Origin of the sequence: Kitasatospora sp. NPDC058406 (assembly GCF_042722765.1) — a bacterium.
In the GTDB taxonomy this organism is placed as follows: Bacteria; Actinomycetota; Actinomycetes; order Streptomycetales; family Streptomycetaceae; genus Kitasatospora.
On the sequence record NZ_JBHXKE010000227.1, the window covers coordinates 1 to 15,191 of the forward strand.

A 15,191-nucleotide genomic window follows, 5' to 3' on the forward strand; every position below is an offset into this window, starting at 1 on the left:
CCCTGATCGGTGGCCACCGCCCGTCCGCGTACCGCCGCTCCGCCGTACCGCCGGTCCGGCGGGTCAGCCCGGCGCCGCCGGCACGGCCACCGGCGACGAGCCGCCGGGCACCAGCAGGTGCGGCGCCCCGCCGCCGTCCGCCGGGACGGCCCAGACGTCGGTGCCCTTCCCGTCCCGGCCCGGCAGCGCGTAGCCGAGCGTCTGCCCGTCGAGCCAGGCCGCCTGGTCGTCCACGCTGCGCGACTCGGCCAGCGGGTGCTCGCGCATCCCGTCGAGTTCCAGGACGTGGAGCCGCCAGGGCGCGGCCGGGTCGGCCGAGACCTTCTTCTTGAAGGCGATCCGGGTGCCGTCCGGCGACAGCGACGGGCACTCGACGTTCTCCCGCAGCGTCCGGGCCGTCCACGCCCGGAGGTCGCCCTCGACCAGGTGGGTCCGGCCGCCGGTCGAGACGGTGGCGTAGAAGCGGTTGTCGTCGGCGGCGAAGGTGACGCCCCAGTAGTTGACGTCGGCGGCGTGGTAACGGGTGCCGCCGACGGTCAGCGGGACGGACTCGATCGACTTGACCAGGTAGCCGGTGCGCAGGTCCAGGATCGACGTCCGGGTGGAGAAGGTGCCCGCCGCGTACGAGTCCCCCACGGCGAAGGTGGTCCAGGAGAGCAGCTGCCCGGAGGCCGACACCCGGGCCCGGTTCGGGATGCCGGGCACCGTCACCGTCTGGAGCTCGGTGAACCGCCGGTCGTACACCACCGCCTGGGTCCGCGCCGGGACACCGGGCAGCGCCCGCAGGCACAGTGCCCGGTCCCCCGCGGCGTAGAACCGGGCGCAGGACGGCCCGTCCGGCGCCCCCTGGCTGCGGGCGACCCGGCCGGTGGCGGTGTCCCGGTAGTAGAGTCCGGGTTCGTTCAGGCTGAACGAGCTCTCGGCCGCGACGAGTTGGGGCCCGCCGCCACGCTGCCTGGCATGCAGGACGTACCCGAGCGAGCCGCCCAGCAGCACCAGGACGGCGAGGACCAGCACCGTCGAACGCGCTTTCACGCGACCTCCCTTCCCGGCAGGATCCGCCAGGCGGCGGCGAGTGCGGCGGCCAGCGCGAGTGCGCTCACCGCCAGGGCCGGACGCGGACCCCACCACGTCCAGGCCGCGCCGAACCCGGCCGCGCCGACCAGCCGGGCCAGCGCCTGGCCGGTCTGCAGGACGGCGAGCCCGCCGGCCCGTCCCTCCGGCGGCAGCACCGGCCCGGCGAGCGCCATCAGGACGCCGTCCGTGGCCGCGTAGAAGACGCCCAGGAGCACCAGGGTGAGCACCGCGGCCGGCCACCCCGGCGCCAGCATCAGGGTGAGGTAGGCCGCGAGCAGGGCGCCGTGCCCGCAGAGGAACGGGACGCGCCGCCCGGTCCGGTCGGCGATCCGGCCCGCCGGTACGGCCAGCAGCAGGTAGCACGCCGCCGCGCCGAGCGGCAGCAGCGGGAAGAGCACGGGCGGCAGGTCCAGGCCCCGCTGGAGCAGCAGGTAGACGAAGGAGTCGCCGATGGTCGCGGCCCCCAGCAGTGCGGCGGCCGTGACCACCCGCCGGAACACCGGATCGCGCAGTGCCCCGCCCCTCCCCCGGGCGGGCTTCGTCCGGGCGGGCTTCGGGACGACCGCAGGCACCGCAGGCACCGCCGCCCCGGCCGGGACGAACAGCACCAGCACCAGCACGCCGAGCAGTCCGACGGCGAAGCTGACCACGAACACCGCGTCGTACGCGTCCGCCGTCGCCCACAGCACCACGAACGCGACGAGCGGTCCGAGCATCGCCCCGGTGGTGTCCATCGCCCGGTGCACGCCGAACGCCCGGCCGAGGGCCTCCGGCGGTGCGCTGAGCGAGATCAGCGCGTCCCGCGGGGCCGTCCGGACGCCCTTGCCGAGCCGGTCGGCGGTCAGCGCGGCGGCGATCCCGCCCGCCGCACCACCGGCCAGCAGAAGCCCGAGCCGGGAGAGTGCGGAGAGCAGGTAGCCGACCCCGGCGACGGTCCGGTGCCGGCCGCCGCCCCGGTCCGCGAGCCTGCCGCCGAGCAACCGGACCAGCGCCGTGGCCCCGTTGAACAACCCGTCGAGGAAACCGAACTGGAGTGGTGAGAGGCCGAGCCCCAGCACCAGGTAGAGCGGCAGCACGGCGGTGACCATCTCCGAGGAGACGTCCGTGACCAGGCTGACCGCTCCGAGCGCGATGACCGTGCCGGGGACGCGCCCCCCCACCCCCGCGGGGCGGGGCGGCGCGTCCGGACGGCGGCCGGTGGTGGCCAGGTACATCATCAGTGGCAGCTGTACTTCGGGCTGCTGTCCTTGACCTGGCCGTCGGTTCCGACGTAGCTCCAGCCGTACCCGGAGTCGGTGAAGTCCAGCTTCAGCACGCCGTAGTCACCGCTGATCCGCTTCTGGCTGTTCGGCTGGACCTGCTCGATCGGGTACGGTTCGGCACCGCCCATCCCGCCGACGATCTCGACGATCCCGTCCGCGGTGGCCTTCCCGTCCGGGTCCTGCGGGGCGAACCGCTCGTAGTGGTGGTCGTGCCCGTTCAGCACCAGGTCGGCCCTGGCGCCGTAGAGGATCTTCCACACCGGCCGGGAGACCGGGTCGTTGCCGTGCCCGCCCGAGGAGTACAGCGGGTGGTGGAAGTAGGCGGCGACGCACTTCTTCGCGTTGGCCGCCAGGTCCGCCTTCAGCCAGTCGATCTGGGCACTCTGGTCGAAGGCGTTGGAGTCCAGCGCGACGAAGTGCCAGTTGCCCTCGTCGAAGCTGTACCAGCTCTTCCCCTGCGGGTAGGCGATGCTGCCGAAGTAGGACTTGTACCCGGCGAGCGAACCGGCCGGGTCGTAGGTCTCGTGGTTGCCCGGCACCGGGCGGGTCTTCGCCTTGAAGGCCCCCCAGGTCTTGTCGTAGTAGTTCCGGAAGTCCGACAGCCGGGCGTCGTCGTACTGGTTGTCACCCATCGTCAGGTAGAACTTCGGGTTGATCTGCTGGGCGAGCGCGGCCGTCTTCGGGTGCGCGCAGCCGCTGTCCGAGGCGGTGCACTGCGCGGCGATGTCACCCGCCGCGACCACGGTGAACGCCCCGCCCGGCGGCGGCCCGCCGTCCAGCACCCCGTAGACCTCCATCTCGAACAGCGAGTACCCGTAGGACGTCCCGCGCGCCGTTCCGTGGATCCGGACGTAGCGGCCCTTGGCTGCCAGCCCCGTCCACTCGTCCGTCCCGCCGTTGCCGGCCTTCTCCTCGGCCACCGTCGTCCAGGTCACCCCGTCCGACGACACCTCCAGCCGGTACGCCTTCGCGTACGCGGCCTCCCAACTCAGCTTCACGCGGCCGACGCCGGCGTTCCCGCCGAGGTCCACCTGCAGCCACTGCGGGTCCTTCCCCTCCACGCTCGCCCACCGCGTGGTGGCACTCCCGTCGAACGCCTTCCCCGCCGCGTACGACGACCCCTCCGTGGACGAGGCCGTCGCGGGCTTCCCCTGCGAGATCAGCGGATCGGCCGCCGCTCCCGCCCGCCCGGACCAACCGAGCAACAGGCCGCCGAGCAACGTGAGCACGGCGGCGAACACTCCGACACGAACAGGCCTTGCCGAGACACCCAGACGCATCCCTGGACTCCCTGACCTTGAGAAACGGTGAGAGCTGGACACCGGCGCGCACCACACACGACGCCACCGGCCAAGCGGCAACCGCACCACCGCGGCGGCCGGGACAGAGCTCTCACTGAGCGCGTCACGCCCCGTCCGGCAGGGGCGCCGCGCCAAGCCGCCAGCCGACAGCGTAGTAGAAAGTAAAGTTTCCTACCAATAGTCGAGCAGCACCGAACTTCCGTACGATTCAGCAGCGTTGGCGCCCCGCCGGCTCGCCCGGCCCCTCCCGCCCCTCCGGTCCCACGGGTCCGTCGGTGACCGCCACCCCCACCCGGCCGGCCACCCCGCCGGTCGGCGGGTGACGGCGGGCCGGTCGGCGGGCTATTCCGGCCGGACCTCGCCCGCCTGGAGCCCCTTCTCGCCCTCGACCGCCACGAACGTCACCTGCTGGCCCTCGAACAGGGACTTGAAGCCCTCCGCCTGGATCGCCCGGAAGTGAACGAACAGGTCCGGTCCGGACTCCGGAGTGATGAAGCCGTAGCCCTTCTCGTCGTTGAACCACTTCACCGTGCCGTTCTGCCGCTCTGCCACAGCCACTCCACTCCACTCCACTCAGAAGATCCACCGAACCCGACACGGCGATCATGGCAGAGCCCGGGTTCACCGCGAGGCTGCGACGCAGGGCCGGCAACCCCTTCGGCGGGCGGCTGCCCGGGCCGGTGGCGCGGCGACGGCCTGCCACCCCGAGGGTCGGCCGGCGTCCGGACGCCGCCGTCAGTCGCGCAGGTGCCACCGGACCGGCAGCTGCTTGAGACCGTTCTGGAAGTTCGACACCAGACGGGCCGGCGCCGCACTGGGGACCAGCGCCAGGCCGGGCAGTTCGGTGAGGACCTGACGGAGCAGCGCCGTCATCTGCAGGCGCGCCAGCTGCGCGCCGACGCAGAAGTGCGGGCCGTGACCGAAGCTGACGTGGTCGTTCGGGGTGCGGGTGACGTCGAAGCGGTCCGGGTCCGGGAAGACCGCCTCGTCGCGGTTGGCGGACGCGTGGTAGACCACCACCTTGTCGCCGCGGCGGATCCGCCGGCCGCCCATCCCGACGTCCCGGGTGGCGGTGCGCCGGAAGTCCACCACGGGCGGCCAGTAGCGCAGCATCTCCTCGACCGCCGAGGCGGTCAACTCCGGCCGGCTCACCAGCAGTCGGTACTGCTCGGGGTGGCTGAGCAGCGCGTGCACACCGCCCGGCAGCCCGTTGCGCACCGTCTCGTTGCCGGCCACCGCGAACAGGAAGAACATGGTCTCGAACTCCGCGACGCCGAGCCCGCCCTCCCGCATCCGGGCCAACAGGCTTCCCGGACGCGGCCGTTCGGCGAGGGCGTGGGCGTAGGCGAACATGTCGGCGAGGGCGGCACGCGAACGCGGGTCGACCGGGCGCCCGTCCGGGGCGGTCCGGCCGACGGGGCGGTGGGCGAGCGCCGCCCGGCCGAGGTCGGTGAGCGTCTCCGGGTCGACCGTACGGGAGTCGGCGTAGTCGGCGTCCTGGTAGCCGATCACCCGGTTCGCCCAGTCCTGCAACAGCTGCCGGTCCTGCTCCGGGACACCCATGACCCGGGCCAGCGTCCGCACCGGCAGGTCGGCCGCGAGCCGGACGAAGTCCGTCCCGCCCCGGGCCCGCACCTGCCGGACGGCGTCCGCGGCGTGCCGCTCGATGTCGGCGGCCAGCTCGCGGAGGGTACGCGGGGTGAACGCTCCCGCGACGATGCGGCGCAGCCGGGAGTGGTCGGGCGGGTCCTGGTTGAGCATCATCGTCCGGGCGAAGTCGAGGTCCGCCGCCGTACCCGGATCCCGGATCTGCGTCGCGCCCAGGTGCGAGGAGAACACGTCCGGGCTGCGGAGCACGTGCTTCACGTCCGCGTGCCGCAGCACCGCCCAGTACCCGGGGCCCGACGGCCACGCTCCCACCGCCGGCTCCTCGACCCACCACACGGACCCCTGCGCGCGCAGCTCCCGGAAGAGCTCGTACGGCACGCCGTCGGCGTAGGTCCCGGGGAGGAAGATCCGGTTCACGTGTGCCTGGTCGGGGGTCACACCGACCGACCGTACGGCAGCCCCGGCCCGCCCGCCAGGACGCCGTGCGCGCCCGGTCCGGCGTGCCCCCGGTCCGCCGGGCGGAGGCGTCCGGGGCTCCCGCCGGCCCCCGGTGGCGGCGGGCCGCGCGCCCGGTAATTCGCTGGCACCCGGCACGGCGGCGCCGCCAGGGTGGGTGCCATGGCAGAACCCCCGTACCGGATCCGCGCCGCCCACACGGCGTCCACCGTCACCGTCTACCAGGCGTACCCGCCGGAGATCGGCCTCCCGGCGGCCCGCGACGGCCGCTTCCCCGCCCAGTGGAAACGGGACCGCATGACGTGGGTCAAGCCCTCCTTCCTCTGGATGATGTACCGCTCGGGGTGGGGGACGAAGGAGGGCCAGGAGACCGTCCTCGCCGTCGAGATCGGCCGCGAGGGGTTCGAGTGGGCGCTGGAGCACGCCTGCCCGACGCACTACGAACGCGGGCTGCACCCGGACCGCGCCACCTGGAAGAGCCTGCTGCGGCGTGCGCCCGCCCGGGTCCAGTGGGATCCCGAACGTGATCTGGACCTGCAACCGCTGCCGTACCGTTCGCTCCAGCTCGGCCTCGCCGGGATCGCCGCCCACCGGTACGCGGAGGAGTGGACGGTCGCCGTCACCGACGTGACGGCGCTCGCCCACCGGATCCGGCAGTGCGTACGCGACGGCGATCCGGAGGGCGCTCGCCGGCTCCTGCCGGTGGAACGCCCCTACCCCGTCCCCGCCGGGGCCCTGGCCCACCTGCACCGGTGACCCCGGCAACCGGGAGGGCCGCGCCCGACCCGCCGTCATGACGGCGCGTGGAACGGCGGCATACGATCGGCGAATGTCGCAACGCAACGCATCCTCGCCCCCGGTCACGGCACCGGTCACGGCACCGGTCACGGCACCGGCGGCCCGCTCGGCGCGCCGGCCCAGGGGCTCCGTGCTGTCCGTCGGCTCGGTGGGCTCGGTCCTCTCGATCGGCTCGGTCGGGTCCGTGCTGTCGATCGGCTCGGTCGGCAGCGTGCTGTCCGTCGGTTCGGCCGGCTCGGCACTGTCCGCGCTCTCGGCCGGGTCGTGGCTGAGCCTCGGCTCGCTGCTGTCGGCCGGCTCCCGCTGGTCGGTGCTGTCCTGGCGCTCCCGGCGCGGGCTGATGGCCTCCGGCGCGGTGGCGGTCTGCGCGGTCACCGCCGGGGCGGCCGTGGCCGTCGGCGGCCGGCCGCGGCGGCGTGCCCGCTAGCCGGGCGGGGAGTGAGGCCGTCGTGATCCGCCGGATCGTTCGCAATCCCGGGGCCTGGTACGTGGCCGCCCTGTCCGTCATGTGCCCCGTCCTGGTGCTGCTGCCGCCCGATCGGGTGCTGGCGCTGCGGGAATGGGCGTCGACCAATCTGGCGAACCTGCACCCCTGGCCGTCCGGCCATCCGGTCGAGTCGCTGGTGGTGTCGGCGTTCGTGCCGCAGGACAGCCCCTGGGTGTGGCCGGTGTTCGCGCTGTCCGTGTGCACGGTCGTCTCGGCGCTCGGCGCCCGCCGCGCGGTGGTGTCGCTGGCGCTCGCGCAGGTCGGTGCGACCCTGCTGACGGAGGCGCTGGTCTGGTGGCGCATCGACCACGGCGCGCTGCCCGCCTCCGAGGCCCACACGCTGGACACCGGCCCGTCCTACGTCGTGGTCGCGGCGATGACGGTGGCTGTCCTCCGGGCCCGTCCGGTGTGGTGGCGGGCGGTGTGGCTGGTGATGCTGCTCGTGGCCGCCCCCGCCCTGCTCGACGGGCTCGGCGAGGGAGCGGTGGCGGCCGTCGGCCACGTGCTCGCCTTCGCCGCCGGACTCGTGATAGCGGCCGTGCACCGGTTCCGCCACTCGCCTCCGGCCCGCCCCGCACCGGAGGCCGTCCCCTCGCCCCCGGCCCCGGCCCGCACCTGACCGCGCGCCCCGGTCCGACCGTTCCGGGGCCGTACCGCACGCCCCCGCGGTGCGGCCCGACGCGGTACGGCGCGGGCCGGGGCGGTACGGCGCGGGGCGGTCGGACCGGCAGCGGGAACCGGCAGGCGGCTCCCGCTGCCGTTGCGGGCCGACCGCGCGGGGCGCAGCATCCTGACCATGACGACCGAGGAAGACCGGATCAGGGCGCTGGTGCAGGACTGGGCCTCGGCGGTCCACCGGGGCGATCTCCCGGGCGTCCTCGCGGACCACGCCCGGGACATCGTGATGTTCGACGTGCCGCCGCCGTACGAGGGTGTCCGGGGCATCGACGCGTACCGCGACACCTGGCCGCCGTTCTTCGAGTGGCAGGCCCAGGGAGCCGCGTTCGAGATCGAGGCGCTCGACGTCACGGCCGGCGCGGACGTCGCCTTCGCCCACGCCCTGCTGCGCTGCGGCACACCGGCGGACCTCGCCGAACGGCCCGCGCAGCGCCTGCGGCTCACCCTGGGCCTGCGCAAGGAGGACGGCCGCTGGGTCGTCGCGCACGAACACCACTCCTTCCCGGACGCCACCGGAGCGGAGTAGCGCCGGCCCTGCGTCGGCCCGGCGCAGCCGGACCGGGGCCGGGGCGGCCGGGGAGCGGTGAGCGGCGCACCGACCTCGCTCAGCCGGTGATCAGCGGTTCGTAGGAGGTGCCCTCCGACGTGAGGATCAGGACGAAGTCGCCGCCCGCCCCGGTGGCCACCTCGCGGAGACGGGCCAGGACCTCGGTCTCGCCCGGAAGGTCGAGGCCGAGCGCCGCAGCCGCGTCGTCCCGGCGCGCCGCCAGGTCCGGCAGGTCCGCCAGGTACTCGGCGGCCGACTCCGCGCTCTCCTCCGCGGTGAACGAGGGGCAGTCGCGCCACCAGGGAGCGACCAGGAGGAGCTTCAGCAGCTCGGGCAGGCCGATCGCGACCAGCGCCGCACCGCCTTCGGAATCCGCGTAGAGCACCGGACGTTCCTCCCCGCCGGTCCCGCAGAAGAAGTACGTGCCGCCGGCGCCGTCGCCCGCGAAACCCTCCAGGGCCGCGCCCGACGCGAGGTGGACGTCCTCGACGTGGTCCCTCCGGTCGAGCTCGAAGTCGCCCGGCCAGGCCAGGAAGCGGGCGGCCTCGTCGTGCTCACGGACGGCGTCGATCAGCGATGGCATGAACGGCACCCTAGCGGCCGGGCACGACAGCCACCCCCGGCCGGACGCCCCTGGCCGGACGTCGGCGGCCGGACGCCCCTGGTCTGCGGGGAGGGGCGGAGGGGCGGCGGCGCGGACCGTGTCCGAATGTGACAGGGAACCGTCATTGCCGCCACCGGCCGCACCGGGCGAGGATGAACGCATGCCCACTCCGCACCGTGTCGTCATCGCGGTCTTCCCCGACGTCGACCTCCTCGACGTCACCGGCCCGGCCGAGGTCTTCGCGCTGGCCAACCGGGAGACCGCGGGCCGCGCCGGCTACCGGGTCCGCCTCGCCGGGCCGACCGTCGGTGCGGTGCGCACGTCGGCGGGAGTGCGGCTGCTGACCGACGTGGCCTTCGAGGACGTCGGCGGGCAGGTGGACACCCTGCTGGTGCCGGGCGCGGTCGACATGACCGACGACGGCCCGCGCGCCCGGATCGACGACGCCGTCGTGTCCTGGGTCAGGGAGACCGCCCCGCACGCCCGGCGGGTGGCGTCGGTCTGCGTGGGCGCGCACCTGCTGGCGGCGGCCGGCCTGCTGGACGGGAGGACCGCCACCACCCACTGGTCGACCGCCGACCAGCTCGCCGCCGACCACCCGGACGTCACGGTCGACCCGGACCCGATCTTCGTCCGCACCGACCGCGGCCGGCTGTGGACCGGGGCCGGGATCAGCGCCTGCCTGGACCTCTCGCTGGCCCTGGTGGCCGAGGACCTGGGCGAGCAGGCCGCCCTGGCGGTGGCCCGGCAGCTGGTGGTGTACCTGAAGCGGCAGGGCGGGCAGAGCCAGTTCTCCGTCCCGCTCAGCCGCCCTCCCGCCGGCCGGCGGGACATCGACGAGCTGTGCCTCTGGATCGCCGACCATCTCGACGAGGAGCTGTCCGCGCCGGCGCTGGCCGCCCGGATGTGCCTCAGCGAGCGGCACTTCGCCCGCGTCTTCAAACAGGAGACGGGCACCACTCCCGGCGCGTACGTCGAAGCGGCCCGCGTCGAGGCGGCCCGGCGCGCGCTGGAGGCCACCGACGATCCGCTCGACCTGGTCGCGTCCGCGTCCGGGCTCGGCTCCGCCGAGACGCTGCACCGGGCGTTCCGGCGGCAGCTCGCCACCACCCCGGCGGCCTACCGCCGCAGCTTCCGCACCCGGACGGTCTGACCACCGGCCCGTCCGACCACCACGCCGGCCACCGCCCCGTCCGCCCCCGCGCCGGCCTGACGCGCGGCGGGCCGGCCCGCCATGTCCCCCTCCGGGAAGGCCCGTCTCCGGGCCTGCCCCCACCCGGCCTGCCCCTTCCCCGGGCGCACCCGCGCCCGGCCCCTCGTATCCACTCGTCCGACGAAAGGCCCCACGATGACCACCGGCACCCCCGCCACGACCCCCTCCACGACCCTGCGCGACGTGATCGGCCTGGACAACCGGCCGCCGCGGCTGGGCGAATCGGCCCTGATCATGATCGATTTCCAGAACACCTACCGCACCGGCGTCATGGCGCTGGAGGGCGCCGAGGAGGCCCTCGCAGCCGCCGCCCGCCTGCTGGAGCGCGCCCGCGCCGCCGGCACACCGGTCGTCCACATCGTCAACGACGGCGGCGAGGGCACCCCCTACGACATCCGCGCCGACATCGGTTCCCTCAGCGACGAGGTCGCCCCGGTCGACGGCGAGCCGGTCGTGGTCAAGCAGTTCCCCGACGCGTTCCACGCCACCACGCTGGAGGAGACCCTCACCGACCTGGGCTTCGCCCCGGGCGGCGGGAAGGACCTCGTCCTGGCCGGGTTCATGACCCACATGTGCGTCACCTTCACCGCCCAGGGCGCCTTCCACCGCGGCTACCGGCCCACCGTCGTCGCCGCGGCCACCGCCACCCGCGCGCTGACCGGTCCGGACGGCACCGTGCTGCCGGCCGCGGCGCTCCGGTCCGCCGCCCTGACCACCGTCACCGACCTGTTCGGACTCAGCGTCCCCACCGCCGAGGACCTCCCCGCCTGACCCCGCCCGGACCCGGACGCGGCCGTGCGGGCGGGCGGGCCTCCCGCACGGCCGCGTTCATGTCACATTTCCGGCCACAATGGGCACTCCACTCCATGAGCACACCACAGGCACAGGATCTCCGCGTAGGGTGAGGCCGTTCCACCGCCCGGTTTCCCGACCAACGAGCCGTATCGAGCGTGCTCTTCGACAGGACTGGAGTGAATTGACCATGCACGAGCGTCAATTGTGGAAGCGTCTGGCGACCTCGACCCTCCGCGGGATCGCCCGCCGGGGACTCGGCGCCACCCTGGGCGTCCTCGCGCTCATGGCCGCCTTCGTCCTCGCCGGCACCACCACCGGGGTGTCGAGCGCGGCGGCCCAGACGTCGGCGGCCTCCGGCAGGTGGGCCTGCTCCGGCGAGGCCATCACCCCCGGATGGGTCGTCACCGCGTGGGAGCGCGGCGGCTGCAGCGGCCGCGGCTCCTGGTACCAGGAGCCCGCCAAGGACGGGATCTGGACCTGTTCGGGCTCGCCGGTCGTCACCGGGTACGTCACCACCGACCACACGCAGAGCGGCTGCAACGGCATCGGGAACTGGCGCCACAACCTCGTCCGCGAGGGGATCTGGACCTGCGGCGGCTCGCCGGTCGTCACCGGGTACGTGATCACCGACCACATCCGCAACGGCTGCGCCGGCGTGGGCTCCTGGCGCCACAACCTCGCCAAGGACGGGATCTGGACGTGCGGCGGCTCGCCGGTCGTCGCCGGGTACGTCAGCACCGACTACATCCAGAACGGCTGCTCCGGCGCCGGATCGTGGCGCCACAACATCGCGCGCGTCGGCCTGTGGACCTGCCCGGGCTCGCCCATCCCGCCCGGCTTCCGCTCCACCTCCTACCAGGCGTCCGGCTGCGGCGGCCTCGGCGCGTGGGTCCTCGCGCGCGCCTGACCCGATCGAAGGCCCGGAGGCACCGCACCCACGGCGGTGCCTCCGTCCCGTTCGCACGGATCCGGCCGCCCACCGGACCGGCTTGACCGTCGAACAGGCGCTGCTGCGATAGTGGGCGCGTGCGTGTCGATCTCCTCGGACCTCTGGTGCTGGACCTCGGCGCCGGCCCGACACCGGTCGGCGGTCCCCGGCTACGGGCACTCCTGGCACGGCTCGCGCTGGACGCCGGGCGCGGCGTCCGGCCGGAGACCCTCGTCGAGTCCCTGTGGGCCGGGGAGCCGCCCGCGGACCGGGCGAACGCGCTGCAGTCGCTGGTGTCCCGGTTGCGTCGCGTCCTGGGTGATCCCGCGCTGCTCACCGCGGGGCCGGCCGGCTACCGGCTCACCGTCGAACCGGACGCGGTGGACGCCGTCCGGTTCGAGCGGCTGGCGCGTTCCGGGCGGCAGTCACTCGCCCAGGACCGGCCCGCCGAGGCCGTCGCGACGCTGCGGGAGGCCCTGGGGCTGTGGAGCGGCCCGGCCCTCGCGGACGTCCGCGAGGCACCGTTCGGCGACACCGAGGCCGCACGGCTGGAACGGGTGCGGCTGGCCGCCACGGAGGACCGGATCGAGGCCGAACTCGCGCTCGGCCCCGGCCCCGACCTGGTCGCCGAGCTGGAGTCGCTGACGGCGGGCCACCCGCTCCACGAACGGCTGCACGCCCAGCTGATCCGCGCGCTCGCCGCCGCAGGCCGACCCGCCGAAGCCCTGGCCGCCTACCAGCGGCTGCGCGACCGGCTCGCCGACACCTTCGGCAGCGACCCCGGGCCCCGGCTCCAGGCGGCCCACCTCGCCGTGCTGCGCGGCGAGGTCCCCCCGCAGCGACAGCACCCGGACGCGCACCGGCCGTTCCGCCGATCGCGGGTCCACGGGAACCTGGACGCTCCGCTGACCAGCTTCATCGGCCGTCAGGAGGACGTCCGCCGGGTCGTCGACCTGCTCGACCGGACCAGGCTGGTCACCCTGGTCGGTCCCGGGGGCTCCGGCAAGACCCGGCTCGCCGGCGCCGCCGGACACCGGCTCACGCCGTCCTGCGGCGTGTGGTTCGTCGCCCTGGCGCCGGTCGGCCCGGACGGGGTGGCGCGCGCCGCACTCGACACCCTCCGGGCGCGCGACGTCGACCCGCCCGAACGCCCTCCGGCCCCGGACCGGCCGTCCGGGGCGTCCCCGGACACCGGTCCGGGCTCGCCCGGGGAGATCCTGGACCGCCTGGCCGAGACCGTGGCGGACGACGACCTGGTCCTCGTCCTCGACAACTGCGAGCACGTGATCGAGACCGCGGCCGCGCTGGCCGGCTCCCTGCTCGGCCGCTGCCCCCGGCTGCGGATCCTGGCCACCAGCCGCGAACCGCTGCGGATCGACGGCGAGACCCTCCACCCGGTGCTCCCCCTGGACCTGCCCGAACCGGGTGCGCCGGCCCCGCAGGCCCGGGCCTGTGCGGCGATCCGGTTGTTCCAGGACCGGGCCGGCGCGGTCCGCCCCGGCTTCACCGTGGACGACGACCTGCCCGCGGTGATCGAGATCTGCCGCCGCCTGGACGGCCTGCCGCTGGCGATCGAGCTGGCGGCGGCCCGGCTGCGGACCCTGCCGATCGAGGTCGTCACGGCCCGCCTGGACGACCGGTTCCGGCTGCTCACCGGGGGCAGCCGCACCGCGCTGCCCCGCCACCGGACCCTGCGCGCCGTGGTGGCCTGGAGCTGGGACCTGCTGGCCGACGACGAGCGGGCGCTCCTGGAGCGGCTCGCGGTGGTCCCCGGCAGCTTCGCCGAGGACGCGGCGCGGGCGGTCTTCGGGTCCGACCCCCATCGGGCGGACGACGTCGAGGAGTTGCTGTCGGGTCTCGCCGACAAGTCGCTGCTCCACCCGGTCTGGTCCGCCGACACCGGCGAGCTGCGCCACCGGATGCCGGAGACCGTCCGGGAGTACGGCCTGGAACAGCTCGCCGGGCGCGGGGAGACCGGCGCCGTCCGCGCACGCCTCACCGGATTCCTCCTCGACCTGGTCGAACGGGCCGAGCCCCGGCTGCGCACCCGCGACCAACTGCGCCTGCTGGCACGGCTGTCGGCCGAGCGGGACAACCTGTTCACCGCCGTGCGCCGGACGGTCGAGGCCGGGGACGCCGCCACGGCCGTCCGGTTCGGCGCCGCACTGTGCTGGTACTGGACCATGCGGGGCAACCCGCCCGAGTCGTCGGACCTGCTCGGCCAGGTGCTCGCGATGCCCGGGCCGGCCGATCCGGTGGCCAGGGCACTGGTGGTCGTGACGCACACGCTGGGCACCGAGGCCGTCGGCCCGCCCCACGAGGCCGAGGCCGCCTTCCACCGGATGGTGCGCGCGGTGGAGGGCATCGACCCCGGTGTCCATCCCCTGCTGGAGATGGCCCGGTCGGCCGTCGCCGCCGCCCGGCCGGCACCGCCCCCGGGCCCGGCGGGCGGCCCGGACGCCGCGGACGCAGGGTGCTCCTCCCGTCCGCCGGCGGAGGGGGGAGGGGCTGGAGGGGACCCCTGGAGCCGGGCGTTCGGGCTGATGGTCCGGGGCCTGCTGGCCATGCGCACCGGCGACCTCGCCGGCGCGACGGAGCTGCTTGCCCGCGCACGGACCGGTTTCGAGGAGCTCGGGGAACGGTGGGGCGCGGCGACCACGCTGAGCACCCTGGGGTCGATCCGGCAGCGGTCCGGCGACCCGTCCGGCGCACTGGCCCTGAACGAGGAGGCGGCCCGGTACTTCCAGGAGCTCGACATCCGGGAGTACTCGATCGAGAACGACGTGCAGACCGGGCTGGCGATCGCCCAGGCCGGGGACGTGGAGGGCGGGCGGCGACTCCTGGAGGGCCTGCTCGACGAGGTGACACGGGCCGGGGCGGCCGAGCCGCGGGCGCACGTCCGGCTGGGCCTGGCCCGGCTGGAGTGGCTGGCCGGACGGCCGGGGCCGGCCCGCGAACACGCGCGGATCGCGCTGGCCGAGTCGCCCGACGGCCGGGCGGTCCCGTCGCACCTCACCGCCCTGCTGCTGGCGGTCCTCGCCCAGGCGGACACGGAGGAGGGCCGCCCGGAGGACGCCGCCCGACGGCTCGACCACCCGGCGGTGCACCTGATGCTGGCCCGGGACACCCCGGCCGCGGCCGGGATCGTGGCCGCGGTCGCCGGGATCGAGCTCGGCCGCGACCGGCCGGCGAGCGCGGCCCGGCTGCTCGGGGCCGCCGCCGTGCTGCGGGGCCCGGACGACCTGGGCGACGCCGTCGTCCGCGGGGTCGAGCGGCGGGCCGCCGCCGCGTTGGGCGACGGGTTCGCGGCGGCGCGCGCCGCGGGCGCGGCGATGCCGCGGACCGAGGCCAGGGGCCTCGCGTCGGCGGTCGTCGCCCCGCCCGGAGCCCGCCCGGGGCTGACCGGGAGGGCCGGACAGCCCGGGCAGTCCCGGCCG

The 15,191-nt window shown here is 75.2% G+C and carries 14 protein-coding genes; 8 read left to right on the forward strand and 6 right to left on the reverse strand.

Annotation, left to right across the window (positions count from 1 at the left end; genetic code table 11):
• Positions 1–63: 63 nt before the first annotated feature.
• The 5 genes from ACFWOG_RS32385 to ACFWOG_RS32405 all read right to left on the reverse strand — a co-directional run bounded on the left by ACFWOG_RS32385 (position 64) and on the right by ACFWOG_RS32405 (position 5,686).
• Positions 64–1,035, reverse strand: a complete 972-nt coding sequence (locus ACFWOG_RS32385; RefSeq protein WP_380362678.1) for a TolB family protein — start codon at positions 1,033–1,035, stop codon at positions 64–66.
• Positions 1,032–2,291: an MFS transporter gene (locus ACFWOG_RS32390; RefSeq protein WP_380362694.1), complete on the reverse strand. Its 1,260-nt coding sequence runs from the start codon at positions 2,289–2,291 to the stop codon at positions 1,032–1,034. The genes ACFWOG_RS32385 and ACFWOG_RS32390 overlap by 4 nt, the downstream gene beginning before the upstream one ends.
• Before the next feature lie 2 nt (positions 2,292–2,293).
• Positions 2,294–3,568, reverse strand: a complete 1,275-nt coding sequence (locus ACFWOG_RS32395) for a discoidin domain-containing protein (RefSeq protein WP_380362680.1) — start codon at positions 3,566–3,568, stop codon at positions 2,294–2,296.
• A 414-nt stretch (positions 3,569–3,982) separates the two neighbouring features.
• On the reverse strand, positions 3,983–4,192 hold the full coding sequence (locus tag ACFWOG_RS32400) for a cold-shock protein (RefSeq protein ID WP_329951161.1): 210 nt from the start codon (positions 4,190–4,192) through the stop codon (positions 3,983–3,985).
• Between the two features lie 183 nt (positions 4,193–4,375).
• Positions 4,376–5,686, reverse strand: coding sequence for a cytochrome P450 (locus ACFWOG_RS32405; RefSeq protein ID WP_380362682.1), 1,311 nt, complete (start codon positions 5,684–5,686; stop codon positions 4,376–4,378).
• A 180-nt stretch (positions 5,687–5,866) separates the two neighbouring features.
• Here ACFWOG_RS32405 and ACFWOG_RS32410 point away from each other — a divergent pair, with 180 nt between their 5' ends.
• The 4 genes from ACFWOG_RS32410 (at position 5,867) to ACFWOG_RS32425 (ending at position 8,193) form a co-directional block, all read left to right on the forward strand.
• Positions 5,867–6,460 carry a DUF4291 domain-containing protein gene (locus ACFWOG_RS32410; RefSeq protein ID WP_355404144.1) on the forward strand — a complete coding sequence of 198 codons (594 nt, stop codon included), beginning with the start codon at positions 5,867–5,869 and terminating at the stop codon, positions 6,458–6,460.
• Between the two features lie 73 nt (positions 6,461–6,533).
• A complete protein-coding gene (locus ACFWOG_RS32415) occupies positions 6,534–6,929 on the forward strand; it encodes a hypothetical protein (RefSeq protein ID WP_380362685.1) in 396 nt (131 codons plus the stop codon).
• A 22-nt stretch (positions 6,930–6,951) separates the two neighbouring features.
• Positions 6,952–7,608 (forward strand): rhomboid-like protein, encoded by a 657-nt coding sequence (locus tag ACFWOG_RS32420; protein WP_380362687.1) that lies wholly within the window; start codon positions 6,952–6,954, stop codon positions 7,606–7,608.
• A 177-nt stretch (positions 7,609–7,785) separates the two neighbouring features.
• Complete coding sequence (locus tag ACFWOG_RS32425) at positions 7,786–8,193, forward strand: SgcJ/EcaC family oxidoreductase (protein ID WP_329881742.1); 408 nt, start codon at positions 7,786–7,788, stop codon at positions 8,191–8,193.
• Positions 8,194–8,272: 79 nt separating this feature from the next.
• On the opposite strand, the gene ACFWOG_RS32430 is transcribed toward ACFWOG_RS32425, so the two are convergent.
• Positions 8,273–8,797, reverse strand: coding sequence for a hypothetical protein (locus ACFWOG_RS32430; RefSeq protein WP_380362689.1), 525 nt, complete (start codon positions 8,795–8,797; stop codon positions 8,273–8,275).
• Positions 8,798–8,978: 181 nt separating this feature from the next.
• Between ACFWOG_RS32430 and ACFWOG_RS32435 the strand changes: the two genes are divergently transcribed.
• The 4 genes from ACFWOG_RS32435 to ACFWOG_RS32450 all read left to right on the forward strand — a co-directional run.
• Positions 8,979–9,971, forward strand: a complete 993-nt coding sequence (locus ACFWOG_RS32435; protein WP_329881741.1) for a DJ-1/PfpI family protein — start codon at positions 8,979–8,981, stop codon at positions 9,969–9,971.
• Positions 9,972–10,166: 195 nt separating this feature from the next.
• Positions 10,167–10,802 (forward strand): isochorismatase family protein, encoded by a 636-nt coding sequence (locus tag ACFWOG_RS32440; protein ID WP_355409110.1) that lies wholly within the window; start codon positions 10,167–10,169, stop codon positions 10,800–10,802.
• Positions 10,803–11,013: 211 nt separating this feature from the next.
• Positions 11,014–11,733: a hypothetical protein gene (locus ACFWOG_RS32445; RefSeq protein ID WP_355409111.1), complete on the forward strand. Its 720-nt coding sequence runs from the start codon at positions 11,014–11,016 to the stop codon at positions 11,731–11,733.
• 119 nt (positions 11,734–11,852) lie between these two features.
• Positions 11,853–15,191, forward strand: a 3,339-nt coding sequence (locus ACFWOG_RS32450; RefSeq protein ID WP_380362692.1) for a BTAD domain-containing putative transcriptional regulator, incomplete at its 3' end; no start/stop codon positions are given.